Genomic DNA, 13,697 nt, shown 5'->3' with positions numbered 1-13,697 from the left:
TACTATTAAATTTCTTATAGGGAGGTTAATATGCGAGTTGAAAATCAACAAAAAAAAAGAAAGCGTAAGTGGATAAAGAATTTGGGAATTGTTCTAGTCATCATTCTTTTATTGGGTGGAGTTTATGCAATTTATCTATATAAGCAACTAGAATTAACGGTTGAAACCATTCATAGTGACCTTAACAGAGAAAAATCAGACAAACGCATTAATTCTATGAATTTAGGTAAGGGTGACCCATTTTCATTATTAATTATGGGAGTAGATGCAAGACCCGGTGACAAAGGCCGTTCCGATACGATGATTGTATTGACCGTTAATCCTAAAAAGAAGTCAACAAAAATGGTTAGTATCCCCCGTGATACTAGAACACTAATTGTCGGTAGAGGGAATGAGGACAAAATTAATCATGCCTATGCTTTTGGAGGCACCGAGATGGCCGTCTCTACTGTAGAGAACTTTCTAAATATCCCAATTGATTATTATGTAACAATGAATATGGAGGGCTTTAAAGACATTGTCGATGCAGTTGGTGGTATTACAGTTGACAGTCCGATTTCATTTACTGAAGAAGGGATTAGCTTTCAAGAAGGAAAGAACCATCTGAATGGAGAAAAGGCTCTAGTATATGTTCGGATGCGTAAACAAGACCCACGTGGAGATTATGGAAGACAATTAAGACAAAGGCAAGTCATTCAAGGTGTTATTCAAAAGGGAGCAAATCCCTTAATTTTAACTAAAACAGAGAGCATCCTAGCTGCTATTGGTACGAATGCAAAAACGGATTTATCGTTCAATGAAATGAAAACCATACAGAAAAATTACATCTCAGCTAGACATAACATGGAACAAATTCAAATTGAAGGAAAGGGTACTAATATAAATGGAATATATTATTTAATTGTACCTTCCGAAAATAGAAACGCTGTATCCTCCGATTTAAAACAACACTTAGAACTCTAATAACCACTTTCAAAAAACATGGAGTATTGACTATTGAGGTCAATACTCCTTTTTCTTTCTTTTCCCAGTATTTACAATTACCCTACTATCTACCAATATTATTTAGCTTTGTTTATAATTTAATAGATTGTATTACATAGGAGGTCAACATCATTGCGAAAAAACAGATTTACTTTATTATTTGTTATTTTTACTGTTTTTATTTTAATTCTTCCTTTCACTACACAAGCAAAATCGAACATAGTCAATCCAAATGAGGTATATTCCTATTCTAAGATGATAGAGAATATTAAAAAGCTAGAAAGAGCTTATCCCGATTTAATTAAATCTAAGGTAATTGGAAAATCAGAATACGGACGGAATATTTATGCCTTTTCACTCGGTAAAGGGAAAGCGACTGTCTTCATTAATGGGTCCCACCATGCACGGGAATGGTTAACAACTAGCTTAAATATGTATATGGCTGAGAATTATGCCATTGCATATAAAAAAAATCAAAAAATAAACGGCTACGATGCTAGGAAAATACTAGATTCTACTACTATTTGGTTTGTACCAATGGTAAACCCTGATGGAGTCACACTCCAACAAAAAGGACTAAGTGCATTCCCTAAACATCTACATACCTCTCTTATTAAAATGAATGAAGGAAGTAAAAACTTTAAAAGATGGAAAGCAAACGGTAAGGGTGTCGACTTAAATCGACAATATGATGCTGGATGGAAGAGCATTATTGGCCCCTCAACTCCTAGGTACAAAAATTATAAAGGCAAAGCCCCCCATACAGCTTCTGAAGTAAAGGCTGTATTAAAATTGGTTGAGGAAATTAACCCTGAAATGACAGTTGCTTACCACAGCACTGGAAAAATACTATATTGGAATTACAAACAAAATAGTAAGGACTATAAAAGGGATCATGTCTACGCAAAGCAAATCGGTAGAATGACCGGATACAGATTAGTTTACCCTGGGAAAAATCCATCTGGGGGAGGATTTACAGATTGGTTTATACAACAAAAAAAGAAACCAGGATTCACCCCAGAAATCTCACGATATTACACTGAAACAAGCCCTCCTCTATCAGAATTCAAAGGTGCTTGGAGTGAAAATAAAGCTGTTGGTTTATATGTAGCAAAAGAAGGAGCAAAATTGTACGAAACTCGACTGACTAAAAAAGCCAATGAACTAAAAAATAAATTAGCCAGCCTAAATAGCTCATCTAGAAAACTAAAAGATTATTATTATACGAATATACAATCCGCTAATGACCATAAGATTAATACAAAATTTGTAACATTGTACAATAGTACCGAGAAACAATTAAAAGAACTAGAAAAATTATCAAATAAATATCCTACTAAGTTTCAAGAACAGCACGATGTTTATATTAGTTACATAAAAACACGTCTGAGCTATTCTAAGGCATATATGGATGGGGTTAAATTGGGTGAAAAGACGGAACAAAACCATTTAACACTAATTTCTGTCCTGGAAAAGGGAATTTTAGACGAAGCAACAATTAATAGAATCAACTCCATGGAAAAAACCATCCCTAGCTTAGAAGCTAAAATGGATAAAATGTATGGTAAACTGGTTCGAAAGCTGGCAAAAGACAAATATATAACTCCAGGTAAAAAGACTATAGAAAGCATTAAATACGATATCGAAAGGTATAACACCATCATTCAAATGGAAAAAGATTTAAATGAAGGTAACCTAGAGTTAGTTAGTAAAAACTTAGATTTACTCACTACTCTTGAACAAAAATCAAATAAAGTGTACCCTTTAATTGAGCAATACTTAAATGAGAAGAAACAATGGATTGTGGACGAATTAAATAAACGCACTCCAACTGAGGAAGATATTGAAGTTAAATCTCAAGAGAACTCCTTAGAAGATAGTCAGGAATCAATAAACAAGAATTAACAATATTTGATTACAAATTAGTTAAAAAGTTGGGGCTAATGCAAATTAGCCCTTTTATTTTGGTATTATTTTAATATTGTTATATATAGGCTACTGTAATAAATTTAAATGTAGAATGTAAATATTTGTAGAGTTCTGACAAATATGTTACGCTTTATGAATCATTGTTTCTTATCAAGGCTACATATATATCATTTTTTTATAAAAAGGTAGTCTATAGATACATATGTCGGGAGGGAGTTAAGAGTACAATGACTAATCAAAATCAAACTATGGATCTTTTGAAACAACTTAAAGAAAATCCTCCAAAGGTGATTGGTGGTTACAAAAGACAAGGCTGGGCCGTTAAAATCCTGGATAGCATGTCCAATGATTCAGTCGAACAAGAAGAAGACAGGATTGTAACTGCAAAAGCTGTAATCGAAGCAAACGACAAAACTTACTATCCTGCATTTCTAACGCTAGACTTAAATAAGAACGGCCAGATTATTGGCGCTTACTTTGTAACAGAAGATGATGAACATTATAACTTAATTCCTTTTGAAATTATTAAAGATTATATTAATAAGACAGAGGCTGAACTACTCCCGTTCAAATATCGTACACTAGAAAAAATTGATGGAGATGGGATCCAAGTAAACTGGCCTGAATTCACATAATAATTTCTTTGAAGGGGCTGTCCAAAAAGTCAGTTATATGACTCTTTGAACAGCCCCATATTTATTGTTTTAGCCTCTTAAAATAGGTCTGTTGATTTCCGTTCCAGGCGCTTCGCTTTCCGCGGGGCGGGCGGTGAGCTCCTCGTCGCAAGCTCCTGTGGAATCTCACCTGTCCCGCTGCTCCCGCAGGAGTCTTCGCGCCTTCCACTCCAATCAACAGAGTGCTGAATATAAAGATGGAACTTTCAAGGAATAATTTTAAATAGGAATAGGGACTTATCGGACAGCCTCTTTGTATTCTAAAGAGCTAGTCTTTGCAAAGATTGTTATGTTTTGTAAAAAATCTAAAAATCAATTTTCATTTTAAAGTTTTATATAAATATTAATAGAAAAGACTTATTCTAAAACTGATACAATTGACTCTTTATAAATAATACTCAATCAAGGAGTCCACAAGGTTATAGAAAATAGATTAATTAAAAAAGTGAGCCTACATAACGGCTCACTTTAGTAGTTAACTTTGCTTCGGAGGATACACCTTCCATGTACTTAAATCAGGATTTGACTTTGCAATTAACTCAGATGGGAAAATAAATGTCCAAGGTTTACTAGTGTTTGCTAACACTTCAAAGTCCTCTAGTTTAAAACCACCTTGTGCAATAATGTCTCCCGTTGCATCCTCTACTATTAAAGGAATCTGTTCTAGTTTGATATTCTTATTGCTTCCATTCCGGATCAATAAGGTAACGGCTAAATTATTTTCAGGAGTCCATTTAGTTTCAATTCCCATGAAGTTTACCTCTCCTAGGGATAACTGCGGTAAGCTACTAACTAGCTTTGCTAATTGTTCCTTCTGCTCCATGCTCAGTTGACTTTTCCAGCTTTCTGCTAAGTCTAACGCATGCTCTTCACGCTCGCGCTTTTTAAGCTCAAAAGCAATTTTCCAGTTATCTTGGGAAGGAACTTTATCCGTTAACCTTTCATCTTCAGTAAATAGAAATCTCCAGGGCATACATGACATAGAAGGGATTTCACCTAGATCATCCATCTCAAACTCTTGTTTGGCTATTGGATTACTATTTTCATCTAAGATTAGTAAACTCACGGTCTCAAATCTTACCGGCTTTTCCAATGTATTTCTAAGGAAAGCTATTACATATAAATCATTATCATATTCTTCAAGCTTAATTCCCGAAATAGAAATTTGATTTGGTTTAAGACCAGGCAATTGCTGATGGTGAAAATGATAGATATATTTTTCTTGAGGGGCTATTTCCCATTCTGGATGAAAGACAAGTGATGTCTTAACTAAATCACCATTTTCTAAGTCTAATTCCTCTTTAGAGATTTCTTTATGCTCTACTTCTTCTATTACAACTGACTTTTTCTTTCTAAACAGCGCCATTAATCTTCAACCTCCTCAACACCAGCCTCAAAGTCGTATTGACTTTTCACGTATTCCATAAATCTTAAACTAATTCCCGACTGAATCGTGTACATTAATTCATGGAATAATTCCAATGCGTCTTTCTCGAATAATCGGTATGGATCTTCTTGCTCGTAGCTTCTTAAGTGTATTCCATCACGCATATTGGTCATGTGATCCAAATGTTGAATCCAGTTCATATCAATTTGTTGTAACATGAAATGTTTTAATTGATTACCTAGATTTTCATCGGACTGCAAACTAATAATGTCATTCTTAAGTTTCTCATACTCATTTGTTACTTTTGTTTCAATTTCCCTAAAATCTAACTCCTGAATATCCTCAAGTATCCAATCAAAATTAAGGAGAATAAGTGAAAGTTCCTCTAACAGTGCCTTTGGATTCCACTCTTCTTCATTCTCCGGATAATTTTTATAGACAACTTGTTTTACGTAATTCTCAATATACTCAAGCAATTCCGCAAACATTTCTTCAGGTGTTAACTTTAAAATTCTATCTCTCATTGAATAGATAACCTTACTTTGTTGATCTGTAACATTATCAAGTTTTAACAAGTGGCTACGACTCGTATAGTGCATATTTTCAATTGTTTCTTGTACTTTTTTTACATATTTAATTGGGTCTGGAGCCAATACTCTTCCCGAGTCATCAATTTTCATTTTGTTATTGAATTTCTCTTTCTCTTCTTCATCATAGTAGACAAAAAGATCATCCTCTAAGGAAATAATAAACTGTGATAAACCAGGGTCTCCCTGACGACCTGAACGACCTCTCAGCTGCATATCAATACGATTACTTTCATGACGTTCCGTACCTATGATATGAAGGCCACCTAGCTCAGTTACTCCTTCTCCTAGTAAAATATCCGTTCCTCTTCCAGCCATGTTTGTTGCGAGCATTACTTGTCCTTTTTGCCCTGCCATTGAAATCATTCTAGCTTCATCTTCTTCTGTTTTTGCATTTAAAAGCTGGTGTTTTATATTACTTGCTTTCAGATAAGAAGATAATTTCTCAGATTGTTCAATTGATGTAGTACCTATTAAAATCGGCTTACCCTCAGAATGTAGATCCTTAACAACCTCAACAATTTTCTTCACTTTAGATTCATAATTTGCGAAGACTAAATCTTCTAATTCAATTCGCTGGACTGGGTTATTTGTTGGAATGGTAACCACTCTTAAGTTATAAGTTTCGTAAAACTCTTGCTTAGAAGGTGTTGCACTCCCAGTCATCCCAGCTAATGATTTATACATTCTGAAATAATTCTGTATTGTAATCGTCGCTTGAGTATCGTTTTCCTCAGAAATTTCAAGTCCTTCTTTTGCTTCTATTGCTTGGTGGAGCCCCTCACTAAAAGTACGCCCTTCCATAATACGACCGGTAAATTTATCTATAATAACGACTTTACCTTCTTTTACAATATAGTCGACATCTAGCTTCATTAGGGTATGAGCACGAAGGGATTGCATAACATTATGCAGAAGCTCCTGATGTTCTGCATCATATAGATTATCTATACCAAATGCTCTTTCTATTTTTGCTGAACCTTCGTCTGTTAAAAACGTTTGCTTTGTTTCCTGAAAAAGCTCGTAATCCACTTTTTCTTTAAACGTTTTAATAATTTGTGCTGTAATATAAAAAAGCTCTGCGCCTTCTTCTGATTTATTTGCAATAATAAGGGGCGTTCTAGCCTCGTCAATAAGGATACTGTCGATTTCATCCACAATCGCATAGTAATGTCCTCGTTGAACCTTATTCTCAATTTCGTAAACCATGTTATCCCTTAAATAATCAAAACCGAATTCCGTTCCTGTTCCATATGTAATATCCGCTTCATAAGCAGCCTTTTTCTCATTCGGATCCATTTGCGAAATATTTAAACCTACCGTTAATCCTAAAAATTCATGGATTTGGCCCATAAGCTCTTTATCACGTCTAGCAAGGTATTCATTCGCTGTAATAATATGAACACCATTCCCTTCTAGAGCATGCAAATAACTTGGTAATGTCGCTACCAATGTTTTCCCTTCTCCTGTATTCATTTGGGCAATACAAGAATTATGAAGAACAAAGCCACCAATCAACTGTACATCATAATGTCTTAATCCAAGAACTCGTTTTGCAGCTTCTCGTACTACTGCAAAAGCATCTATTTTAATATCTTCTAACGTTTTACCGTTTTCTAATTCTTCCTTAAATTGAGCAGTCATCGCCCTAAGTTCATCATCAGAGAAACTTGCATATTTATCTTCTAAGCTATTAACTTGAGCAGCTAACTTTGATAACTTTTTCAAGTCCTTCGCGCTATCATTAAAAAGCTCTTTTACTTTAGTAAGCATTATGTTCTCCCCTGTTACCATAAAAGTAAGTATCTAGTCGAATTATATCATAATCAGTATTTATTTGTTTATATAACAATTATTACCTATAATTACTATTATACTAATTGTTCATTAGTAAAATAGCTTATATAGCTCAACTTAATGCCAATAAAAGTATTGGCAACCATTCTCTTCTCTATTTAATCCCTTTATTATCCAACCAATCTAATCTATTTAGGTCTTTCCCTCTACAAAGCTTTACATGATTTTAAATAGGTTCATATATAGATATTAAGAAGCATATGATTAGTACAATAAAAAAGTGTAATGGGATGATTATATGAAATCTATTCTTAAATTTATAAGCTTTATGATACAAATTGTCGCTTTAGTAGCAATAATAGCTGTCTTTACTAATTTTACCTACTTAACCTATCTCGAACACAACACCCATTCTCAAATTGAATTTAAAGTAAAGAAGCAAGAACACTACAATCAACTTGCCAAGCTTGCTAACCAATATCTAGGTACAGAAATTCAAGTTAGCCTATACAATAAGGACTTAGGAAAAAGGATTAAAGCTCTTGTTAAAAAAGAAATGAAATTTATGAAATTTCCAGATATCGACATATTAAACGTAAAAGAAATAGAAGAAAATGAATATTTTGTTCACGTTATTTTTAAAAAGAGGGTTCCTGACTACGAGGATATATTTGAAGCTACAGTAAATCTAGATAAAGGTTCAGTGGATATCCTTTTTTATGCTGAGCAATCTAATCAGAGACCTTCATTACAAATGCTAAAAGAATCTTTAGATGAACAGGAAAAAGATAAAGAATAATAAAAAGGCGGGGCAATATCCCCGCCTTTTTCCTATCTTTTTACAAGAATTGAACCAACATAAAAATTTTCTATACCTGTAGGATCTTTCAAGACAATCTTAAAATAAAACTGACCATCTTCCACTAAACCATTGAGTCCTGTTCCATCCCAGGAGAAAGAGTATTCTCCTGGCTCAACATACTGATTATTGATTGGTTTGATAAGCTCATTGTCTTTATAAATGCCTATTGTTAATTGGCCTGATTTTGATAGTGAGTATGGAACATCAAGAAGTCCATTTAAATTATAGATCATTTCAGGTGAACTAGTAATTACAGAGTCCTCTACAGTAATAAAGTCACTCTTCAGTATCGTTTTATTACCTAATGAATCTATTAATTCAATATAAAATTGATACTTCCCTAAACCAACCACTGTATTTTGATCATTTGTACCATTCCAACTTAATTTATACTCATCTGGACTAATCGTTTTCTTTGAGACCAACTTTTTAATCTTATGGCCTTTTTCATCCATCATATACCCTGTCATTGTAATTTTCTCTTTAAACTGAAGATTAGCATAGATGTTTCCTGTTTGCCCCAGCTTAAATGTTAATTCACTTATATTCAAAACTCCAGTAGGACCTTTTTTATCTATTTTAACTGTTACGCTTTTCGATTTCCCTTTCACTTTCCGGGTATCAATAATAGACAAGGTGATTTTGTAATCCCCATCAGCTACTAGCTTTCCAGTCTTATCTTTTCCATTCCAAGAAAGAGTCTGACTTCCTCCCCTTAACGACTTGTTACTCAGTAAAGTATGCACCAGTTTCCCTTTTCGATCATAAACTTTTGCTGTGACTAAAACATTTTTATTTAGCTTATACGGAATCTCATACTTACTTGTAACAACAGGAGAAAATGAAGTTTTTAATTTACCAAGTGTAATGGTAGGCGTAATCTTGTTATCTACTTTTACCTGTTTCTTTGAGTAAGCCGTTTTATCTCCTTTAGATAATCTAACGACCATATCATATGTCCCGGTTGATGCGTATGAGCCATTTTCTAACTTCCCATCCCACGAAGCAGAAACTTTCTTACCAGTTGATTTGTGTTTTTTTATGAGATGTTTTACTGTTGTACCTTTAGAATCTCTCACATAAACATCAATTGTTGTTCCCTTATGAGGAGTAAACGAGATGCTCCTTTTACTTTTTCCATCCACCTTAAATGTTGAGGAACTAATGGTTAAACTTTTAATGGGAGCAGGAGTATTCTGTATTGCCTTGTATCCATCAATCCTACCATACCCATAAAGAGGGTCCCATCCTTTAAGTCCCAAATCAACCACAGATTTCTTTAAAATTGATTTAACATCCGCTACTGAAATAAAAGGATTTTTAGATAACGTGAGTGCTGTTATTCCTGAAACCATAGGTGCTGCCATAGAGGTACCACTCATATACTGGTAGCTACTCTTTCCATTAGTGGAATAGATGGTGTCACCAGGTGCAGAAAAGTCAATATAAGTTCCGTAGTTTGAAAATCCTGCAATGCGATCCCTGCTGGTAGTTGCACTTACGGCCAAAACAGATTTATAAGAAGCAGGGTATGTCGGTTCATACGAATCATCGTTTCCGGCAGCGGCAACTAGAATGACTCCCTCAGACAGTGCATAATTTGCCGCTTCCTCTAAAATATCACTGTATTGATAACTTACTAGACTTAGATTAATTACATCTGCTTTGAAATAAACTGCATAGTAGATGGCTTCCGCAATATCAAACATCTCCGCTGAAGAATCTTTAAAAACATTTATTGGCATGATATTTACATTTGGAGCAATTCCTGCAGTCCCTGCTTTATTAAAAGAGGCTGCAATGATACCAGCTACATGTGTACCATGGTGGTCTCCCTTTGTATAAGTATTACCTGTAGTAATATCATATGGTTTAACAATTTTACCTTTTAATTCTGGGTGATTTGCTTGTACTCCTCCATCAATAACAGCAACAGTCACTTTCGAGGAGCCTTTTGATGAGTCCCAAGCCTTAGGCATATTTAATCGGTTTAAATGCCATTGTTTTCCGTAATATGTTTCCTTAGGTGTATAGGATTGTTTTACTTTCACATTTGGTTCTACATATAAAATGTCTGAGTACTTTTGTAGACTATTTATTAAATACTCCAAATCTGTATCTTCTTGCATCTGCACGAGGGAAAGATTAGTAAATTTAGAATTCGAAATTTCTGTTATGTTATTAAACTGATAAATTTCACTTTTTACCTTTTCCGAAATACTAGGCTTGAACTTAATAATTAATTGATTAATAATTTCGGCCTCTTCATTTAGTGGAGTGTCTACAACAGGAGCATTAGTAAAATCAGTTGTATTAAGTTCCTGTGCAGAACTCGTTAACGAAAAGCTAAAAAGCAAAAAAATCAAGGCTACTATATATCTCATGGCCTTCTTCCCCTCTAGTTATGTCTCAATAAGTAAGTAAATAAATTATACATCTTTATTATATTTGAAGTAACAGTATAATAGTTTAAAAAATGGTAAATATTATTTTAGATAATAAGAAGGTTAGCTTGATAATTGATTATGTGCACCTTTAGTAGTTTATGTATAAACCCTGATGATTATCGTGCATATACTGGTTATTCAACTCCTGATAATGATAATACAATAGTAACTGTTTCACTATTTTTACGACTATTTTTGTAAGCAAATAAATCACTTCCTATGTACAGGTACAATTATATTTACAGAAAATTAATAAAAATAGCGGGTATTCCATAAAGGAATACCCACTATTTTTATTTTTTCTTAATCACTCCATCGGAAATAGAAACATTATAGGAAATAGACTGCAGATTTCTCCATACCTTTTTCTGTTCTTCTTTATTTTGTTTTCTTATTTGGTCTTTGTAAATGTAGTAAGGTGTAAAGTCCATACTGATCTTATTTCCACTTAATGTTAGGTTTAGTAATCCAGTTTGTGCTGTGTCGCCCTTAACATAATCAGGAAATAAGAAGTTACCTAATGAATAAGCAATGGGCTTCCCTTTGTAATATTCAAATCCCTGCAGAACATGTGGATGACTACCAATAATTCCTGATGCTCCTGCATCTATCATCTGTTTAGCCCATACTCTTTGGAATTCTTGAGGTTTCTTGCTACGTTCAGTCCCCCAGTGAATATAAACAAATAGGTAATCTGCATTTTTTGATTCTCTCTTAATGGTACTTGTCATGAGAGTAATATTGTATCCATCTGCAATGCCTGCCCGGTTAGACTGTACCTTCCAATCTATGTTTGGTAAGACACGAGAAAAAGCCAATATTTTCACCTTTTTCCCTTGAATATCATATGTTTTAGCCTTATAAGCCTCTTTAGATGTATAGCCAGCTCCTACATAATCTAGCTTATATTTTTTTAGTGCTTTCATCGTGTCAATAAGGCCTTCTCTTTTGAAATCCATTGTATGATTATTAGCAAGAGAGATTACATCAAAGCCTGCATTTTTTACTCCTTTCAATGAATCAGGATTCGATTTAAAATTATATTCCTTCGCATACTTTGCCGTCCTCGTTGTAACAGCAGATTCGAGATTAACGATTGACAAATCACTCGCCGTTACCTCTTTCTTTACTTGTTTGAAGGGATAATCAACTCCATGTTTTTTTATCGTATTTTTAATGGACCAATCCATCATCATATCTCCAGCAAAAGTAAGTGTGATTGGTATCGTCTTATTTTTACTAGCTGCCACCACTTGATTTTCTTCAATCAACTCTTCAATTCCATCACCAGAAATATATCCTAATCTTCCAGAAAGGTTAATCGTATAACCATCTTCCCCTTTTCCAATAAAGGCAAACACTTTTCCACTAGAGAGGGTACCTATCATATTTTCCCCAGAAGAGTCATACACTTCTACTATTCTTGTAAGCAGGAGTTTTCCTACGGTTTCTTTCTTGTTTGAAGAGTCACTTATCGTTGTTTTAAAAACAGCTTTCGTTTCTGCTTTTTTTATAAAAGCTTTCTCTGAACCAAGCTGAATTTCATGCCAGTTTCCGTGGTCCTTTACTCTCGGAAATACTTCACCCTTCATTAAATGGCCAATTACGTTTGATTTACTCGTTTTATCACTGTAAATTGGTAATTGTTCTTTGTTCGCCTCAAAAAATTTAATCGCCTTTGTAAATTGGAGCTCAATAGCCTCTTTATGAATGTATCCAACTCGGTTTCCAATGCTTATTTTATAAAAACCTTTCGTTTCTGAATCAAATGTCATTTCAATATTTTTATAGACAGTAGCAATCTTCTTACTATTCTTAGAAGACTTACTCCATACATCAGCTGTTTTAATGATTTTCAATAAACCATAGTTTTTTATTTTGTTTGAAAAACTAGCATTTGTTATTTTGTGGTAACTAGTTACACTCTTTTTCCTAATATAACCCGTTTTCTCTCCTACTTGTAATTGATACCAATCACCTTTACTAGCCTTCACTTTATAGTACTGACCTTTTAAAAGCTTTGTTAGTTTTATAGATTTACTTGAATTCTTACTATAAACAGGCACATCACTTTTAACCTTGATGTATTGGGCAGAATCTTTCACTTTATGATACTTATAAACAATTGCAGCGATATCAGCAATTACTTTTTGAGATTTTTCATAAGAGAGGTTATTAGTCATTACAGCTAAAACGAATGGATTCTTATCATAAACAATGCCAATATCATTATAAATTTTATTCATTGGTATCATTCCAACCTTATGAGCTGTTTCGACACCTTTAATGCCTTTAGGAATAGTAGTATTATAATCTGTATTTTTTAAATAGGTTACTAGTTCTTTTCCTAAAGATGATTTTTGTGAAAACTTATACAAATAATCTGCATAGATGACTAGATCTTTTGCCGATGTCATGTTTTGACCATTTGGATATGTATATTTCCCACCGATTTTTTTCATATAATTAATGAAATTTTGACGCCCCACCATTTCTCTTAACATAATAAAAGCTATATTGTCACTATGTACCATTGCCTTTTTAACTAAATCCTTAACCGTATAAGAACTACCGACTTTATGATATTGAATAACTCCACTACCACCATAATAGTGATAACTTTTGTACGTCAGCCTTTTATTTAAGTTGATTTTCTTCTGTGCAGCAAGCTCCATCACATAAAGAGCTAACGGAAGTTTAATGGTACTGGCTGCAGCACGTTTTGAATCTCCATTAATATGAAACTGATCGTCTGTAATTAAATCCTGGTATTGAAGGGTAATATTTCCCCCATTTTTTTTTATATAACTATTTAATGCTTTAGACACATCTACCTGAAATTTTTGATTGGTTGTTTGGCTTACTGCACTTACCTTAGGAGTAGGTGTAATGAATTGCAAAATGAATAATACAACTAGCATAACTCTTAAATTTTTACTTGAAAGAACCAAATTATCACTCCTCGTACTTTTTACCCAGGATAATTATAACTATACTGTTATAACTTGTTTGTCGAAATATAGAATATTA

The 13,697-nt window shown here is 33.7% G+C and carries 8 protein-coding genes; 4 read left to right on the top strand and 4 right to left on the bottom strand.

Annotated elements, in window-relative coordinates; genetic code table 11:
• Positions 1-30 precede the first annotated feature (30 nt).
• From SM124_RS09165 to SM124_RS09155, 3 genes are all read left to right on the top strand, one after another.
• Positions 31-963, top strand: a complete 933-nt coding sequence (locus SM124_RS09165; RefSeq protein ID WP_322446208.1) for an LCP family glycopolymer transferase — start codon at positions 31-33, stop codon at positions 961-963.
• A 153-nt stretch (positions 964-1,116) separates the two neighbouring features.
• On the top strand, positions 1,117-2,889 hold the full coding sequence (locus SM124_RS09160) for a M14 family zinc carboxypeptidase (RefSeq protein ID WP_322446207.1): 1,773 nt from the start codon (positions 1,117-1,119) through the stop codon (positions 2,887-2,889).
• A 251-nt stretch (positions 2,890-3,140) separates the two neighbouring features.
• Positions 3,141-3,548, top strand: a complete 408-nt coding sequence (locus SM124_RS09155; RefSeq protein WP_322446206.1) for a hypothetical protein — start codon at positions 3,141-3,143, stop codon at positions 3,546-3,548.
• A gap of 514 nt (positions 3,549-4,062) precedes the next feature.
• Here the strand turns inward: SM124_RS09155 and SM124_RS09150 are convergent.
• Positions 4,063-4,953 carry an accessory Sec system S-layer assembly protein gene (locus SM124_RS09150; protein WP_322446205.1) on the bottom strand — a complete coding sequence of 297 codons (891 nt, stop codon included), beginning with the start codon at positions 4,951-4,953 and terminating at the stop codon, positions 4,063-4,065.
• On the bottom strand, positions 4,953-7,334 hold the full coding sequence (gene secA2, locus SM124_RS09145) for an accessory Sec system translocase SecA2 (RefSeq protein ID WP_322446204.1): 2,382 nt from the start codon (positions 7,332-7,334) through the stop codon (positions 4,953-4,955). The genes SM124_RS09150 and secA2 overlap by 1 nt, the downstream gene beginning before the upstream one ends.
• Before the next feature lie 322 nt (positions 7,335-7,656).
• Here secA2 and SM124_RS09140 point away from each other — a divergent pair, with 322 nt between their 5' ends.
• Positions 7,657-8,157 (top strand): hypothetical protein, encoded by a 501-nt coding sequence (locus SM124_RS09140; protein ID WP_322446203.1) that lies wholly within the window; start codon positions 7,657-7,659, stop codon positions 8,155-8,157.
• A 32-nt stretch (positions 8,158-8,189) separates the two neighbouring features.
• On the opposite strand, the gene SM124_RS09135 is transcribed toward SM124_RS09140, so the two are convergent.
• Positions 8,190-10,604: a S8 family serine peptidase gene (locus SM124_RS09135; RefSeq protein WP_322446202.1), complete on the bottom strand. Its 2,415-nt coding sequence runs from the start codon at positions 10,602-10,604 to the stop codon at positions 8,190-8,192.
• Between the two features lie 356 nt (positions 10,605-10,960).
• Positions 10,961-13,618, bottom strand: a complete 2,658-nt coding sequence (locus SM124_RS09130) for a CapA family protein (protein WP_322446201.1) — start codon at positions 13,616-13,618, stop codon at positions 10,961-10,963.
• Between the last annotated feature and the right edge of the window lie 79 nt (positions 13,619-13,697).

This window comes from Robertmurraya mangrovi, from assembly GCF_034427655.1.
Classification (GTDB): domain Bacteria; phylum Bacillota; class Bacilli; order Bacillales; family Cytobacillaceae; genus Robertmurraya_A; species Robertmurraya_A mangrovi.
The sequence above is the reverse complement of the archived record's forward strand: the minus strand, read 5'-3'. Positions and strand labels throughout refer to the sequence as shown.